The 15,610-nt window shown below is 66.3% G+C and carries 12 protein-coding genes; 7 read left to right on the top strand and 5 right to left on the bottom strand.

The features are described 5' to 3' along the window. The first annotated feature begins 27 nt into the window (after positions 1-27). The 5 genes from AAE027_RS17470 to AAE027_RS17450 all read left to right on the top strand — a co-directional run bounded on the left by AAE027_RS17470 (position 28) and on the right by AAE027_RS17450 (position 6,331). A complete protein-coding gene (locus AAE027_RS17470; RefSeq protein WP_370988012.1) occupies positions 28-954 on the top strand; it encodes a class I SAM-dependent DNA methyltransferase in 927 nt (308 codons plus the stop codon). A gap of 116 nt (positions 955-1,070) precedes the next feature. Then, positions 1,071-2,300, top strand: a complete 1,230-nt coding sequence (locus AAE027_RS17465; RefSeq protein ID WP_370987793.1) for an ABC transporter substrate-binding protein — start codon at positions 1,071-1,073, stop codon at positions 2,298-2,300. Positions 2,301-2,512: 212 nt separating this feature from the next. Further along, entirely contained in the window at positions 2,513-5,098 is a 2,586-nt protein-coding gene (locus AAE027_RS17460; protein WP_370987794.1) for a ligase-associated DNA damage response DEXH box helicase, read from the top strand. 116 nt (positions 5,099-5,214) lie between these two features. Continuing rightward, positions 5,215-5,913 (top strand): ligase-associated DNA damage response endonuclease PdeM, encoded by a 699-nt coding sequence (pdeM, locus tag AAE027_RS17455; RefSeq protein WP_370987795.1) that lies wholly within the window; start codon positions 5,215-5,217, stop codon positions 5,911-5,913. 10 nt (positions 5,914-5,923) lie between these two features. Further along, on the top strand, positions 5,924-6,331 hold the full coding sequence (locus AAE027_RS17450; protein ID WP_370987796.1) for a hypothetical protein: 408 nt from the start codon (positions 5,924-5,926) through the stop codon (positions 6,329-6,331). 11 nt (positions 6,332-6,342) lie between these two features. On the opposite strand, the gene AAE027_RS17445 is transcribed toward AAE027_RS17450, so the two are convergent. Continuing rightward, positions 6,343-7,206, bottom strand: a complete 864-nt coding sequence (locus tag AAE027_RS17445) for a LysR family transcriptional regulator (protein ID WP_164939629.1) — start codon at positions 7,204-7,206, stop codon at positions 6,343-6,345. A gap of 100 nt (positions 7,207-7,306) precedes the next feature. Here AAE027_RS17445 and AAE027_RS17440 point away from each other — a divergent pair, with 100 nt between their 5' ends. Beyond that, a complete protein-coding gene (locus tag AAE027_RS17440; protein ID WP_370987797.1) occupies positions 7,307-8,218 on the top strand; it encodes a DMT family transporter in 912 nt (303 codons plus the stop codon). Between the two features lie 12 nt (positions 8,219-8,230). Further along, a complete protein-coding gene (locus AAE027_RS17435; protein WP_370987798.1) occupies positions 8,231-9,004 on the top strand; it encodes an MBL fold metallo-hydrolase in 774 nt (257 codons plus the stop codon). 174 nt (positions 9,005-9,178) lie between these two features. Here the strand turns inward: AAE027_RS17435 and AAE027_RS17430 are convergent, their stop codons facing one another. The 4 genes from AAE027_RS17430 to AAE027_RS17415 all read right to left on the bottom strand — a co-directional run bounded on the left by AAE027_RS17430 (position 9,179) and on the right by AAE027_RS17415 (position 15,540). After that, positions 9,179-9,946 (bottom strand): TIGR02186 family protein, encoded by a 768-nt coding sequence (locus tag AAE027_RS17430; RefSeq protein ID WP_370987799.1) that lies wholly within the window; start codon positions 9,944-9,946, stop codon positions 9,179-9,181. Next, positions 9,946-10,863 carry a sulfite exporter TauE/SafE family protein gene (locus AAE027_RS17425; RefSeq protein ID WP_370987800.1) on the bottom strand — a complete coding sequence of 306 codons (918 nt, stop codon included), beginning with the start codon at positions 10,861-10,863 and terminating at the stop codon, positions 9,946-9,948. The genes AAE027_RS17430 and AAE027_RS17425 overlap by 1 nt, the downstream gene beginning before the upstream one ends. Positions 10,864-11,198: 335 nt before the next feature. After that, a complete protein-coding gene (locus AAE027_RS17420; protein WP_370987801.1) occupies positions 11,199-14,594 on the bottom strand; it encodes a hypothetical protein in 3,396 nt (1,131 codons plus the stop codon). Between the two features lie 358 nt (positions 14,595-14,952). Beyond that, positions 14,953-15,540 carry a PadR family transcriptional regulator gene (locus AAE027_RS17415; RefSeq protein WP_091885184.1) on the bottom strand — a complete coding sequence of 196 codons (588 nt, stop codon included), beginning with the start codon at positions 15,538-15,540 and terminating at the stop codon, positions 14,953-14,955. Between the last annotated feature and the right edge of the window lie 70 nt (positions 15,541-15,610).

Below are 15,610 nucleotides of genomic sequence, written 5' to 3'. Positions count from 1 at the left end.
CCGGCAATGACAGTCTTTGGTTCCAAGATGCCCCTGCGCCTGTTTCTGACCTCCGGCGATCTCATGGCCGACCGTCGCTTCGAGTTCGCGCGCGACCTCCAGCTCAAGGGCGATCTGCCGGCGGCCGCGAACCTCCTGGAGCAGGCGATCGAGCTTGCGCCTGATTTCACCTCGGCCTGGTTCGCGCTTGGCGAAATCCGGCAGCAGCTCGGCGAACGCGACAAGGCCATCGCGGCGTTTCGAGAAGCGCGCCGATCAGATCCGGGCGATCAGCACGGCGCCGGCCTGCATCTGGTGCGGCTCGGCGAGGCAGAGATCGCGGAGATGCCGAAGGCCTATGTGCAGGCGCTGTTCGATCAATATGCACCACGCTTCGAGCACACGCTGATCAACGATCTCGGCTATCGCGCCCCGAGCCTGATCTTCAAGGCGGTGCTGGCCTCACGCGTCGCCGCCAAGAAGCCCGCCTTCTTCAAGCACGCCATCGATCTCGGCTGCGGCACCGGGCTCGCAGCCGCCGCCTTCGCCAAGCAGGTCGATCATTTCATCGGCATCGATCTGTCGCCCGGCATGATCAAGCAGGCGCGCGCCACCAACCTCTATGCCGAGCTCGAAGTCGCCGACATGATCGATGGCCTGCGCGGCAAGGCTGATGCGAGCGCGAACCTCGTCGTCGCCGCGGATGCCTTCGTCTATCTCTCCGATCTCGCGCCGGTGCTCACCGAAATAAAGCGCGTGCTCGTATCAGGCGGCGTGCTCGCCTTCACGCTGGAGACGCATGACGGCGGCGGCATCATGCTCGGCGAAGGCCTGCGTTATGCCCATTCCGCGGAATATGCGCGCGGCGCCATCGCGAAGGCCGGGCTCAAACTTCTCACGCTGGAGTCGGCCTGGCCGCGCAACGAAAACAACGAGCCGGTACGCGGCCTCGTCGTCGTCGCCGAGAAAACTTGAGTCTAGGCGCTAGCCAACCTGTAATTTGAGCGTCATTGCGTCGCAAAGCTGCGACTTCCCACTTGCGAGCCGTGCTGCGATGCCAGCACAATGCGCGCACCAGGGAGAAAATAATAATGACCAAGAATCCATCGCGGCGCGATTTCAGCGCCGCCGCGCTCGCCACCATCGCCGCATCCACCTTGCCCGCGCCGTATGTCTGGGCCGCGGAGAAGAAATACGATGCGGGCGCCAGCGACACCGAGATCAAGATCGGGCAGACCGTGCCGCATTCCGGCCCCGGCTCGCTCTATGGCGTGCTCGGCCGCATCGGCGAAGCCTATTTCCAGATGCTGAACGAGAAGGGCGGCATCAACGGGCGCAAGATCAAGTTTCTCACCATGGACGACGCCTACAGCGCGCCGAAATGCGTCGAGGCGACGCGGCGGCTGGTCGAGCAGGAGGAGGTGCTGGCGCTCTATGGCTCGCTCGGCACCGCACCGCAGACCGCCGTGCACAAATACCTGAACTCCAAGGGCGTGCCGCAGCTCCTGCTCAACACCGGCGCGTCGAAGTGGAATAACCCGAAAGAGTTCAAATGGACGATGGCGGGCCTGCCGCTCTATCCGACCGAGGCGCGCATTCTCGCGCGGCACGTGGTCAGCGTGAAGCCGAACGCCAAGATCGGCATCCTCTACCAGAACGACGATTTCGGCCGCGACTTCCTCGGTCCCTTCAAGAAGGTGCTGACTGACGCCGGCGGCACCGCGCAGGTGATCATGGAGCAGACCTACGATCTCACCGAGCCGACGGTCGATTCCCAGCTCATCAACCTCTCGAAATCGGGCGCGGATGTCTTCTACAACATCTCCACCGGCAAGGCGTCGTCGCAGTCGATCCGGAAAGTGGCCGAGCTCGGCTGGAAGCCGCTGCAACTGCTGTCTGCCGGTTCGACCGGCCGCTCCATCCTCAGCGCCGCGGGCCTGGAGAACGCCACCGGCATCGTCGCCATCCGCTACAACAAGGAAGTCGGCCTGCCCAAATGGGAGAAGGATCCGGACGTGATGGCGTTCGAGGAGCTGCGCAAGAAGTACACGCCGGCGATCGATCCCGATAACACCATTGCCTTCGCCGGCTACGGCCAGGCCGTCACCATGGGCGAGATCCTGCGCCGCTGCGGCGACGATCTCACCCGCGCCAACGTGCTGAAGCAGGCATCAAACCTCAGCGGTTTCCACTCGCCCTATTTCCTCGACGGCGTCACCTACAGCTACACGCCCGCGGATTACACGCCGATGAAGACGCTGTTCATCTCGACGTTCACCGGCAAGGACTGGGACATCTCCGACAAGCCGATGTCGGAGTGAGGAGCCCCGCTGCCTCTTCCCCTCTCCCCGCTTGCGGGGAGAGGGTAGGGTGAGGGGGAGCCTCCGCGAGGACGGAGGCAGTTGGACTCGCGGAGGCTCCCCCTCACCCGGAATTCGCGCTGACGCGCAAATTCCGGCCTCTCCCCGCGAGCGGGGAGAGGCGAAGAGCCCACCCCTCGACGAACCCACCGCCACGGCTTACCTCTTATGCCGTGCCGCCCCGCATCCTCAAATCCCCGGCCGAGACGCCTGCGCTGCTGCCCGACCGCTTCAATGCGTGGTTCGCGGCCCGCGGCTGGTCGCCGCGCGCGCATCAATTGGCGCTGCTGGAGAAGGCGCGCGAGGATCGCTCGGCGCTGCTGATCGCGCCCACCGGTGCTGGCAAGACGCTGGCGGGATTCTTGCCGACGCTGGTCGAGCTCTCTTCTGAAGCAGCTCAGCGGGAGACTGGCGCGAAGAAAACCCTCGTCTCCACCGGCCGTAGCTTGCAGCGCACCGGCGGCCTGCACACGCTCTACATCTCGCCGCTGAAAGCGCTCGCCGTCGACATCGCGCGCAACCTGGAGCGGCCGGTCGCCGAGATGGCGCTGCCGGTCAAGGTCGAGACCCGCACCGGCGACACGCCGGTGTCGCGCCGGCAGCGCCAGCGACGCTATCCGCCGGATATTCTGCTGACCACGCCCGAGCAGCTTGCGCTGCTGCTGTCCTCCGACGATGCCCCGTTCCTGTTTTCCTCCTTGAGGCGCATCGTGCTCGACGAGCTGCACGCGCTGGTGACCTCCAAGCGCGGCGATCTGCTCTCGCTCGGGCTGGCGCGGCTGTGGCGCCTCGCGCCGCAGATGCGCGCCATCGGCTTGTCGGCGACGGTGGCCGAGCCGGACCAGCTCGCGCGCTTTCTGGTGCCGCAGACCGAAGGCAAGCAAACCGCCGCGGACATCGTCATCGCAGGCGGCGCCGCGCCGCCTGAGGTCGAGATGCTCGACACCCGCGAAAGCCTGCCCTGGGCCGGCCACAGCGCGCGCCACGCGCTCCCTGAAATCTACGAGCTGATCAAGGCGAACAAGACCACGCTGGTTTTCGTCAACACCCGCAGCCAGGCCGAGATGCTGTTCCAGAATCTCTGGAGCATGAACGACGACGGCCTCGCCATCGCGCTGCACCACGGCTCGCTCGACGTCGCCCAGCGCCGCAAAGTCGAGGACGCGATGGCGGCGGGCAGACTGCGCGGCGTAGTCTGCACCTCCTCGCTCGACCTCGGCGTCGACTGGGGCGATGTCGATCTCGTCGTCAATATCGGCGCGCCCAAGGGATCCTCGCGCCTGATGCAGCGCATCGGCCGCGCCAATCACCGGCTCGATGAAGCCTCGCGCGCGGTGCTGGTGCCGGCCAATCGCTTCGAGGTGCTGGAGTGCCGCGTCGCCATCGATGCCATCGCCGAGAATGCGCAGGACACGCCGCCGCTGCGTACTGGCGCGCTCGACGTGCTGGCTCAGCACGTGCTCGGCTGCGCCTGCGGCGAGCCCTTTCTCTCGGACGAGCTCTACGAGGAGGTCCGCACCGCCGCGCCCTACGCAAACCTGTCGCGCCAGGACTTTGACGACGTCGTCGATTTCGTCGCCTCCGGCGGCTACGCGCTGAAGACCTATGAGCGCTTCGCCCGCATCAAGCAGGACAAGGAGGGCCGCTGGCGCGTCGCCAACCCAAAAGTGCGGCAGAGCTACCGCATGAATGTCGGCACCATCGTCGAGGATGACATGCTGAAAGTGCGGCTGGTGCGCTCGCGCGGCGGCCAAGGAAAAGCAGGCGGAGCGACAGGGGTGATCGCGCGCGGCGGCAGGTTGCTTGGCGAGATCGAGGAGGCCTTCATAGAGGGCTTGAGCCCCGGAGATACCTTCGTGTTCAGCGGCGAGGTGGTACGCTACGAGACCCTGGTCGAGGACCAGGTCTATGTCTCGCGCGCGCATGACAAAGACCCGAAGGTGCCATCCTATATGGGCGGCAAATTCCCGCTCTCGACCTATCTCGCCGAGCGCGTGCGCCGGCTGCTCGATGATTTCAGCGCATGGGGCGGATTGCCGGAGCAGGTGCGCGACTGGCTGTCGCTGCAAAAGGATGTCTCCCGCGTGCCGGCGGTGCGCGAGCTCCTGGTCGAGAGCTTTCCGCGCGCCAACAAACATTATCTCGTCTGTTATCCCTTCGAGGGCCGTCTCGCGCATCAGACGCTCGGCATGCTGCTGACGCGTCGCCTCGAGCGCGACCGCGCCCGGCCGCTCGGCTTCGTCGCCAACGAATATGCCGTGGCGATCTGGGGGCTTGGCGATCTCTCCTTCATGATCCGCGACGGCCGGATCAATCTCGATGCGCTATTCGATCCCGATATGCTCGGCGACGATCTCGAAGCCTGGCTCGCCGAATCCGCGCTCATGAAGCGCACCTTCCGCAATTGCGCGATCATCTCCGGCCTGATCGCGCGGCGGCATACCGGCGAAGAGAAGAGCCGCCGCCAGGTGCTGTTCTCGACCGATCTCGTCTACGACGTCTTGCGCAAGCACCAGGCCGATCACGTGCTGCTGCGCGCCGCGCGCGCCGATGCCGCCACCGGCCTGCTCGACCTGCGCCGCCTCAGTGACATGCTGATACGCATCCAGGGCCGCATCACCCATCGGGAACTTGACCACGTCTCCCCGCTCGCCGTCCCCGTGATGCTGGAAATCGGCCGCGAGTCAGTTTATGGCGAAGCTGCAGACGAGCTGTTGGCGGAAGCCGCCAATGAGCTGGTCAAAGAGGCGATGGGATAGAAAATTTTGCCAGTGAGGCGCGCTGATCCATCCACATCGTCATGCCCGGGCTTGACCCGGGCATCCACGTCTTTGTCTCTGCGGCAAGAACGTGGATGGCCGGGACAGGCCCGGCCATGACGGAGCACGTGGCATTTTCGGTGACGACGACGCGCAGCGTCGATGTCACCGGCGTGTCGTTTCACGCCGATCTCTCCGGCGCGCTGTTCTGGGAAGAGCAGCGCCTGCTCGTCGTCTCCGATCTGCATCTGGAAAAAGGGTCCAGCTTCGCCACCCGCGGCGTGCTGCTGCCGCCCTACGATACGCTGGCGACGCTGAGCCGTCTCACTGCTGTCATCTCCCGCCATGATCCACGCATCGTCATCGCGCTCGGCGACAGTTTTCACGACCGCACCGCGCATCAGCGTTTGTCGGTGGAAGATCGCGACGCCGTCGCCGCACTCCAGGCCGGCCGCGACTGGATCTGGATCTCAGGCAATCACGATCCGATGCTGCCGCGCGATCTCGGCGGCACCGTCGCCGATGAAGTCGCGATCGGCCCGATCAACTTCCGCCACGAGCCGACCGGCGCAAGCGGCGAGATCGCCGGCCATCTGCATCCCAAGGCCCGCGTCTCCGCGCGCGGCCGCTCGATGGAGCGCCGCTGCTTCGCCAGTGATGGGATGCGCGCCGTGATGCCGGCCTTCGGCGCCTATGCCGGCGGCCTCAGCATCCGCGATGAAGCCTTCGCAAAAATCTTTCCGACCAACGGCTTTGTCGCCCATCTGCTCGGCGACCGCCGCGTCCACGCGATCGCCGCGTCGCGGTGCTATTGAGGAAGTGACCATGCTGCCCTCGCTTCATGATGACTTCGTCGTTTCGTATGAGGTGAACTGCGAGAGCCGCCAGATCAAACTTCACACAAGGCGAGATCCCAGAGATGCTGCAAAGCGCGAACGGCGACCTCGCACCATCGTTCTCAATGGAGTCGAGGGATACCAATTCGAGGGCGACGCATTCGGAAACATCATCTCCTCACTGGCGGCCGTTTCCATTGAGCAGGTGTTCGCAGACCATGGTTCCAGGATCGCGGAGTCTTATCGTATGGCAGGTGCCCCAGGGCCGTGGGCGGCCGATTTGGCTGCTGCGGCGCAGGTGCTCGCGGCAAGGGGCATCAAAGGCTTCGTTCTAAGTTCTTCGTATGGCCTCTCGGGTTGGGTGCTGGCCAAAGAGGCTTTGGTCGAACCTACATAACAGTAGGCTCGCTACGCCGCCTTCGCCTGCACATCATCGCAAAACTCGGCGAGCCGATCGGCCAGCCGCAGCGTCGCGGGGCTGGCGCCCGGTGCGGCCATTAGCGCCACTTCGGTGCGGTTGATCGGCGCAAAGCCGTCCTTGGCGGTCAGCACGCGGTGGTCGGACTGGATGGCCATCTCCGACAGGATGCTCAGCCCCATGCCGGCGGCGACCGCGGCCTGGATGCCGGCGAGACTGGATGAGGTGTAGGCGGTGTGCCAGGCGCGGCCCGCGCTTTCCAGCGCGTGGATGGCGCCGGCGCGATAGATGCAGCCGAGCGGAAAACCGATCAGCGGCACCGATGATACGGTGACGTCGACCGGATGGCTCTTGCTGGTGACCCAGTGTACCCGCTCGGGCCACACCGCGATGGCGTCCTTCGCGCCGGCCTCGCGCTTGTAGAGCGCAAGATCGAGTTCGCCGCGTTCGAGATCACGGGCCAGATGCTTACTCTGGTCGGCGCGCACGTCGAGCCGCAGGCGCGGATGCGAGCGCGAGAACGCACCCAGCAGTTTCGCCAGCCGGTATGCGGCAAAATCCTCGGGAATACCGAGCCGGATTGCGCCTTCGCCGTCGGGCTGGCGCAGCACGTCGCGCGCCTCCTCGGCGAGCGAGAGTAGCCGCCGCGCATAGAACAGCAGCCGCTCGCCGGCTTCGGTCGGGCGCACGTCCTTGCCGTCGCGGTGCAGCAGCACCTGGCCGACATCCTCCTCCAGCCGCTTGATCTGCTGGCTCACGGTCGATTGCGTGCGGTGGACGCGCTCGCCGGCGCGGGTGAAGCCGCCAGCCTCGACCACCGAGACGAAGCTGCGCAGCAGCTCGAGATCGAGCATGGCCGCCTCCATTCGAAAATCCACTGAAGAGAAGTTAATCATTTAATTTCCAAATGACAAGCCGTTCTTCCTAGATCGAGGGCTCCAGGAGAATGCCCTCATGTCGCTCGCCCCATCGATCGCCGTCCCCCGTAGCCGTTTCAATGCGCTGCCGCTCACTATCGGCCTGTTCTGTCTGCTCTGGAGCTACGCCTTCGTCGCCGGCAAGATCGGCGTCACCTATTGCCCGCCGTTGATCCTGCTCGCCGCGCGCTTCTCGCTCGCCGGCATTCTGATCCTGGGCGCGACCTGGATTCGCGGCGATGGCTGGTCGCTGTCCTGGCGCGACGCCGCGATCTTCGCCGTGCTCGGCATCGCCAACAACGCGCTCTATCTCGGGCTCGGCTATACCGGCCTGCAATCGGTCTCCGCCGGCCTCGGCGGGCTGATCGTGTCGGCCAATCCGGTGTTCACGGCTGCGCTCGCCGCGCTGCTGCTCGGCGAAGGCATGACCTGGCGCAAGGCGGCGGGCCTGCTGCTCGGCGTCATCGGAGTCACCTTCATCGTCTGGCACCGTCTGTCGGTGGGTACCGACAGCCTGCACGGCATCCTGTTCACGCTGGCTTCGCTGGCCTCGATCGTTGCCGGCACCATCCTGTTCAAGCTGCTCGCGCCGAAGGGTTCGTTGTGGATCGGCAACGGCATCCAGAATCTCGCCGCCGGTATCGTGCTGGCGCCGATCGCGCTCACCTTCGCCGACGTTCACGCGATCGTGCTCACCCCGAGCCTGGTCGGCGCCTTTGCCTTCCTCGTGCTCGGCGGTTCGATCCTCGCCTACCTGCTCTGGTTTCATCTCCTGAAAGTGTGCGGGGCGACGGCGGCAAGCAGCTATCATTTCCTGATGCCGCCGCTCGGCATGCTGTTCGCCTTCGTCGTGCTCGGCGAACACGTCGAGGCCCGCGATTTGCTCGGGATCATTCCAGTCGCGCTCGGCATTTATCTGGTGACACGGCCGGCAAAGCCCGTGTCGTAACAGGAGTTCATCATGCCCGTTTCCATCACCCTGATCGGCGGCCCCACGGCGCTGATCGAGATCGACGGCTTTCGCCTGCTCACCGACCCGACCTTCGATGCGCCCGGTGCCTATCAACTGCCGCATGTGAAGCTGGAGAAGACGATCGGACCTGCGGTGAGGCCTGACGCGATCGGCCCGGTCGATGCGGTGCTGCTCAGCCACGACCAGCACTCCGACAATCTCGACAATTCCGGCCGCGAATACCTCTTCAAGGTCAAGCGCGTGCTGACGACCGAGGCGGGCGCAAAGCGCCTCGGCGGCCATGTCGAGGGCCTTGCGCCCTGGAGCGCCGCGCATCTGAGGGACGGCGACGGCAACGCGCTGACCATCACCGCAACGCCCGCGCGCCACGGCCCGGCCGGCATCGAGCCGCTGTCGGGTGATGTCATCGGTTTCGTGGTGCCGTCGAGCCGGAAGGACACGCGTCCAGTCTATATCAGCGGCGACACCACCTGGTTCGACGGCGTCGCCGAAGTCGCGCGCCGCTTCAAATGCGGGGTGGTGCTGCCCTTCGCGGGCGCGGCGCAAACGCGCGGGCCGTTTCATCTCACCATGGACACCAACGATACCATCGAGACTGCGCGTGCCTTTCCCGATGCGATGATCGTGCCGGTGCACACCGAAGGCTGGGCGCATTTCCGCCAGAACAGCGAGGATCTGCGCAAGACCTTCGACATGCTCGGCTTCGGGACGCGGCTACGCCTGCTGGAGCCAGGCGTGCCGACGGTGATCGAGGCGCCGTAGCCTCCCACCGTCGTCCTGGCGAAAGCCAGGACCCATTACCCCAGGGAGCAGTTTGGCGCGTCGCGGTAACCCCGAGTCCCCGCAATCACGACTGCCGGTGGTAATGGGTCCTGGCTTTCGCCAGGACGACTCGGAGAGATCGTCGGGCGCCTTGGCAATGACGGAGTGTGTGGCTCAATCCTTCCGGAACACGATCGATGCCATCCATCCCGTCATCAGCGCCATCGCCGCGGTGGCGAGGCCGTAGATCAGCCCGTTCTGCCGCGCGGTGGTGGCGACGAACTGCTCGAAGCCGACCTTGACGATCTCGAAGGCGGTCTCGGTCTTGCCGATGAACGCGCCGTTCGCAAACAGCTTGATCTCCACCTCATAGGTGCCGATCGGCACCTCCGCCGGCAGTGGAATGCCGGTGCGGAACAGCGTCGGCGTCAGGAACGTCACCGCGCTCGCATCCTCGCGATAAAGGCCGCGCTGGGTGCGCAGGCGGACGAAGGCGGAGCGGAACGCATCGTTCGGCACCACATCGGCATAATCGCCGCTGACCCGTTGGGTCAGCCGCACGTTGTTGAGCCCGATCTGCTGCCGCCGCGCGATCTCGGGCGAGGTGATGGCGTCGAAGGGACGGTTGGCGAACAGCGCCAGATAGCTCGGCACCTGCAGGAATTGCCGGTAATCGGTGTTGATCCAGATGCCGAAGGTGCGTTCTTTCCGCCGTGTCACCATGTCGGCGCGCGGGCCCATCACGGTGACCACGAGATCGTAAGCCGTGCGGTCGGCCGGCGTCGTCGCATCCTTTTCGACCGAGCCGAACAGCACCAGCTCCTCGCCGGAATAGTTCGGCGTCACGGTGACGCGGTGGTTGGAGACCGACACGATCAGTCGCTCGGCGCGCGCGGCCGAGCCGAGCAGCAGGACGAGAAGGAGGGCGAGAAGCGCGCGCATCAGGTGCTCACTCCCAGCTCACGGATGGTGAAGAGGTCCTCGGGCCGGATCACCAGCTCGATCGCGAAGCGGACCCCGACCGAGAGGATCAACAGGCCCAGCAGCAGCCGCAGCTGCTCGCCGCGGATCTTCTGGCCGGCGCGGGCGCCGAACTGCGCGCCGGTGACGCCGCCGACCATCAGGATCAGCGCCAGCACGGCGTCGACGAGGTGATTGGTCACTGCGTGCAGCATGGTCGCAAACAGCATCGTGACCAGGGTGAGGACCATGGAGGTCCCGATCACCGTCGAGGTCGGCACCCGCAACAGATAGATCATGATCGGCACCAGGATGAAGCCGCCGCCGATGCCCATGATGGCGCCGATGAAGCCGATCACGATGCCGACGACCACCACGGGAATCACCGACAGGTAGATCTTGGAGCGCTTGAACCGCATCTTCAGCGGCAGGCCGTGGATCCAGTTATGCGTGCGGCGCGGCGGCACCGCGCCGCGCCGCGTCCGCATCAGGGCGCGCAGGCCTTCGGAGAACATTAGGCTGCCGACGGTGGAGAGCAGCACGACGTAAGAGAGCGCGATCATCAGGTCGAGCTGGCCGAGCGCGCGGAGCTGGGTGAAGGTCCACACGCCCAGCGCCGTGCCGGTCACGCCGCCGCAGAGCAGGACGCTCGCCAGCGCCGGATCGATCGCGCGCCGCCGCCAATAGGACAGTGCGCCGGAAAAGGACGAGGCCGCGATGTGGCTCGTGACGGAGGCAACTGCGACCGCCGGCGTGATGCCGATGAAGATCAACAGCGGCGTCATCAGGAAGCCGCCGCCGATCCCGAACATGCCGGACACGAAGCCGACCGCGGCGCCCATGGCGAGCACCAGGAAGACGTTGACCGGAAGATCGGCGATCGGAAGGTAGAGCTGCATTGAACCACGCGCCGGGCGGGACGGATCGACTAACGCGGAATGCTCGCGGGAAGGTCGGAACGATTGCCGCGCCCCTCAATAGCGGAATTCGCTGGCGAGCGGGACCGGGAATTTTGGGCGTGGTGAAGGGGTGCGGGTGCGGCGTGGGTGATCGCGGCGCCTAGCTCTCAAACGTCGTCCTGGCGAAAGCCAGGACCCATTACCCCGACGGGTTGTTATCGTGGCAAGCTGTGGCCACAGCCTGCTTCAACAACGACTGCTTGTGGTAATGGGTCCTGGCTTTCGCCAGGACGACCTGGAGAGATTTGTCGTCAGAAACGGCTGAGCGACCGCTCTCAATGCGCCGCTGAGGCCGAGCGCTTGGTTGCGACCGGCTTCGGCGCGGGTTTGGCGCTCGCCTGCGGCGCACTGTCCCAGCCGCCGGCGGGCGTCGCAACGTTGACGGCATCGTCGGGCTGCGGCTCGGCGCTGAAGGTCTGGATCGCGAGCTTGGCGGCGGCGAGCGATTGCGGGTCGAGCCGCTTGGCAACGTCGTCGCGCTTGCCGGCCGCATCCGCATCGCCCTGGGCTGCGGCCAAGCTGAACCATTTGTAGGATTCGGCGAGGTTCTGCTCGACGCCGATGCCGCGGGCATAGAGGATGCCGAGGTTGAACTGGCTGTCGGCGACGCCGCGGTCGGCGGCTTTGCGGAACCACTGCGCTGCGCTCTTGTAATTGGCGCCGCGTCCGCCGCCATCGGCGTCGAGCACCGCGAGATTGTGCATCGCCTTGGCGTTGCCGCGCTCGGCAGCCTGCGTGTAGTAGCGGCGGGCGATGTCGGCGTCCTTCTTCACGCCGAGGCCCTTCTCATAGAGCGTGCCGAGGCGGAAGGTCGCGGGCACGACGCCGGCCTGCGCCGCACGGTCGTACCATTTGGCCGCTTCATCGTAATTGGTAGCGACGCCCTTGCCCTCGGCAAAGCGCACGCCGATCTCGTAGGCCGCGGTCGCATCACCCTTCATCGCGGCGGTGCGCAGGCCCGGGCCGCCGATGCCGTCAGGCAGCTTCTCGCTCGGCGGCACCTGGATGAGGCCGAGCTTGACGCGGCTCGTGCCCGACAGCGCGCCGGTGACGTCGCTGGAGGCAGGCGGCGGCGGGGCCACGGTAGGCGCGGGCGGGATTTCGACCGAGGCCGAGCTGCCCGGATTGGCGGTCGGCGCTGGCGCGGCATTGTTCTGGGATTGCCGTCCGATCGGCGTCGGCGAGGTCATCGACGGCGTGACCTGCTCGGGCGTTGCGGGCTTGGTCTCGACCGGGGGCGGCGGAGCCAGCGGGGTGGGCTGGCTCGACGTATTCTCCATGGCCTGCGGCGCTGGCGGCACGCTGCCGCCTTCGAGCAGGTTCATCGCCATCTTGAAGGTGCCGAGCACGATCACGACCACGCTCGCGCCGACCAGCAGCGAGCGGATCTTCGCGGTGATGGTCGAACCGCCGTCCTTGCCCTTGTCCTTGGAGCGATCAGCCCCGGCCTTGGCGGCGCGGCCGGTCTTTTCCGGCTGCGCGGCGGCGGCCTGGGCGGCGCGGCGCGCGGCGGCGATGAAGCTCGACGACGACACCGGCTCCTTCGGAGCAGCGGGAATTCCACTGATCGCGCTCTCGGAGGCGGCGATGCGCTCCGATGGCGTGGCGACGCGTCCACCCGGCCGTGTACCCGGCTCGAGCGGATGATCCGGCGGCAATTCCGGCGCCAGCGCAGCCCGCGCAGGCGCGGTGTGCGGCTCCAGGATTTCGCTGATCGCGCGCGGCGGCAAGGATGATGTGACTTGCGGTGTCGCCGGCACCGGCGGTGGCCCGGCAGGGGCAGCGGCATGGAATTCGCGCGGCGCGGCGACGAAGGCGGCTTGCGCGGCGGCCGGATTCGGAAGCTCCGGCTTCGGATCGTATTTCGGCTGCTGTTGCTGCGGCGGCCGCGGCTCGCGCGCCATCGGCGCGGGCTCCATCGGAGCGGGCTCCATCGGGGCAGCCATGGGCATCCGCGGCGCAGGGGCGGGCGGGGCGGTGCGCACCGCGCGCAGATCGCCCTCGATCATGGAGAGGCGGTCGACGACATGGCCGAGCGTGTTGTGAACGGCTTCGAGCGAATCCTGCGTATGCCGGTTGGTCTCGGCCTGGCTGAAGCGGATGTCGGAGAGCTCGCGCTTGACGAGATCGACCATGCCGGAATCGGCAGGCGGCGCCGAATTGCGGCTCTCGGCCAGCGCCGAATAGGTCGCCTGCTGCCGTTCCAGGTGCCTGAGGATGTCGTGCAGCCCGTCCTCGACGCGGCTTAGATTGCCGCTGCGCGGATCGGAGGCGGTCTCGATCCGCTCCAGCAGATACGAGACGCGCTGCTCGAGATGGGCGAAGGTCGAGGCCGAGTCGTTGCCGACCTGCATGCGGTCGAAGCGGTCCGACAGCGCGCGGATCGCAGCTTCCAGATGCTCGGTGCTCTCGGCCGGCTGCGGCCGCTCGCGCGTCTCGAGCGCGGCGGTGAGCGCCGCGATGCGCTGCTCCAGCACCGCAAAGCTGTCACTGGGGCCGGAGGCGCGGGTGATCTGGTCGACCTTGGACGACAGCAGCTGCACGTCTTCGGACAGACGCGCCAGCGCTTCGTTGGAGGCGACGTTGGAGACGATGCTGCGCAGCGCCGAGATCGCGTCTTCGAGCTGGCGCACCGTCGAGGGATCGTCATTGGCGCGCAGGATCAGATCGAGCTTGGCGCCGAGATTGCGGATCGCCTCGTCATAGCCGGTGAGCTGCTCGGCCGGGGTCAGCGTGCGCAGCACCTGCTTGATGTCGGACAGCGCGCGCTCGATGCCGGAGAGAACCTGGCCGTCGGTGCCGTTGGAGCGGGTCTCGTCGATGCGACGGTGCAGCGAGCGGATCTCGTTCTCGATCGATTCGATCGCGCGCCGCGGCATCGCCTCGGTGATGGCGTGGCGGATCTCGGCAAGCTCGCTGCGGAAGGCGGTGATCGCCTGCTCGGTATTGTCAGGCCGCTGGAGCGACTCGATCTGGCTCGTGATCTTGAGCAGATGGCGCTCGAGCGACGAGAAATCCGGCCCCGGCTGCGAGGGCGGCGGCGCGTAGGCGGGGGCTGGTGGCGCCGCCATCGGCGCAATCGACGGCGCGGCGCGAGGCGGCATCTGCCTGGGCGTAAAGCCGTCGAGCTCGCTCTGTCGCGCCGTGATCTCGGCGACCGCGACGTCGAAGGACGCGGGGCTTAAGGGCGGCGAATTGCGATAGACCTGGGCTGCCGCGCGCTCGACTGCATCGGCCTGGCGCTGGCGCGTCTCGACCGGTGACGGTGCCGGCTGGGCCTGAGGCTGCTGCGGCTTCGAGATCTGCGACAGCCGCGCATCGAGCCGCGAGATCGCATCGTTGAGCTGGCGCGCGACGCCCTGCTCGCGCGACATGTCCTGCCGCGAAGTATCCTGGCGCTGGGCGGGCTTTGAAATCCGTTCGATCTGCTGGGTGATCGCGTCGAGCCGCTGGTGGATGTCGGCGACTTCGCGGCTTTCCTGGCTCGGTCCTTGCGGGATGTGGTGCGGACGCTGGTCGTATGGCGTGCGAAAGTTCGGTGGCGCTGTCTCGCCGAGCGTGGAGTTCAGCCAATCGTTGAGTGACATGCCGGCTCTGCGCGCAGCAGCCTCGGCCCGCTCCCGGACGGAGGGATCGATGCCGTCAACACTCCACGATACGCGCGAATTCATGACTCTGTCCGGTTCCGACTCCGGCGCCCCACCCGGCGCCTCCAGCCTCCCCACGCGTGCCCGGTTGTAAACACAACCGAATTTGGCGCAGGTCGTCTGCCTCGAAAACCGACTTTTTCCTGTTACGGTAAATAACGAGTTAAGGAACGCCGGCGCGGGTGTCTTAAAGTTGGGCGGGGGTGTTGGTTGTGGCGCCCGTCCGGTCGCCAAACAACCGGTGTCATGCTCCGCGAACGCGGGGCATCCAGTACACCGCGGCTTCTCGATTCCAGCCGCGCCGCCTCTGGAATACTGGATCGCCCGCTTTCGCGGGCGATGACAGCGGAGACGGTGGTGAGAGTTCGAGGCTCGCCAGCCCTCAGCCCTTCTCGCGTTTGCCGTCCTCCAGCGGCACCACCGTGGCCTTGCCGCTCATCGCCGACAGCGCCTCCAGCGCCTCCTCGCAGAAATCGGCCACCATCTGCTCGTGCCGGGCCCCTAAGCGGAGCAGGAGCAGGTTGCCGAGATCGAGCCGGCCCTCCGCCGTTCCGTCCGGAAAGCGCTTCTTCAGGATGCGCTCGTAATTGGCGTGGCGGTCGCGGTGGTGCTCCAGGCGGGCCATCAGATCGGTGCGCAGCGGCTCGATGTCGATGCTGTCGAGCGCATGGAGGCGGACCAACAGATCGTCCTTGGTCGAAGCCGGCGTGCTGGGTCGCGCGGCCCAGTGCCGCAGCGCTGTTCTGCCCTCGGGGGTGAGCGTATAAACCAGCTTGTTCGGCTTGCCTGTCTGCACGACCTCGCGGCCCTGGATGTGGCCGCGGTCACGCAGCTTGGAGAGCTCGCGGTAGATCTGCTGGTGGTCGGCCTTCCAGAAGAAGCCGATCGAAGAATCGAACGTCTTGGCGAGCTCGTAGCCCGTCATCGGACGTTCCGTCAGGCATGCGAGGATTGCGTCGCCGAGCGCCATGAGCGGCCTCCCTTCTTAGGTCTGACAACCTGCTTGACTTTATGCGCATTGGCGCATATGCGTCAATGTG

The sequence above is a fragment of the Bradyrhizobium sp. DN3 genome (genome assembly GCF_041357655.1).
In the GTDB taxonomy this organism is placed as follows: Bacteria; Pseudomonadota; Alphaproteobacteria; order Rhizobiales; family Xanthobacteraceae; genus Bradyrhizobium.
Note: the sequence above shows the minus strand (reverse complement) of the source record. Positions and strands in the feature narration are given on the sequence as shown.

Excerpts from the sequence above, each read along its gene's own strand:
- AAE027_RS17470 (WP_370988012.1), top strand. The coding sequence starts at position 28 with ATGCCCCTGCGCCTGTTTCTGACCTCCGGCGATCTCATGGCCGACCGT.
- AAE027_RS17465 (WP_370987793.1), top strand. The coding sequence starts at position 1,071 with ATGACCAAGAATCCATCGCGGCGCGATTTCAGCGCCGCCGCGCTCGCC.
- pdeM (WP_370987795.1), top strand. The coding sequence starts at position 5,215 with ATGACGGAGCACGTGGCATTTTCGGTGACGACGACGCGCAGCGTCGAT.
- AAE027_RS17450 (WP_370987796.1), top strand. The coding sequence starts at position 5,924 with ATGCTGCCCTCGCTTCATGATGACTTCGTCGTTTCGTATGAGGTGAAC.
- AAE027_RS17445 (WP_164939629.1), bottom strand. The coding sequence starts at position 7,206 with ATGCTCGATCTCGAGCTGCTGCGCAGCTTCGTCTCGGTGGTCGAGGCT.
- AAE027_RS17440 (WP_370987797.1), top strand. The coding sequence starts at position 7,307 with ATGTCGCTCGCCCCATCGATCGCCGTCCCCCGTAGCCGTTTCAATGCG.
- AAE027_RS17435 (WP_370987798.1), top strand. The coding sequence starts at position 8,231 with ATGCCCGTTTCCATCACCCTGATCGGCGGCCCCACGGCGCTGATCGAG.
- AAE027_RS17430 (WP_370987799.1), bottom strand. The coding sequence starts at position 9,946 with ATGCGCGCGCTTCTCGCCCTCCTTCTCGTCCTGCTGCTCGGCTCGGCC.
- AAE027_RS17425 (WP_370987800.1), bottom strand. The coding sequence starts at position 10,863 with ATGCAGCTCTACCTTCCGATCGCCGATCTTCCGGTCAACGTCTTCCTG.
- AAE027_RS17420 (WP_370987801.1), bottom strand. The coding sequence starts at position 14,594 with ATGAATTCGCGCGTATCGTGGAGTGTTGACGGCATCGATCCCTCCGTC.
- AAE027_RS17415 (WP_091885184.1), bottom strand. The coding sequence starts at position 15,540 with ATGGCGCTCGGCGACGCAATCCTCGCATGCCTGACGGAACGTCCGATG.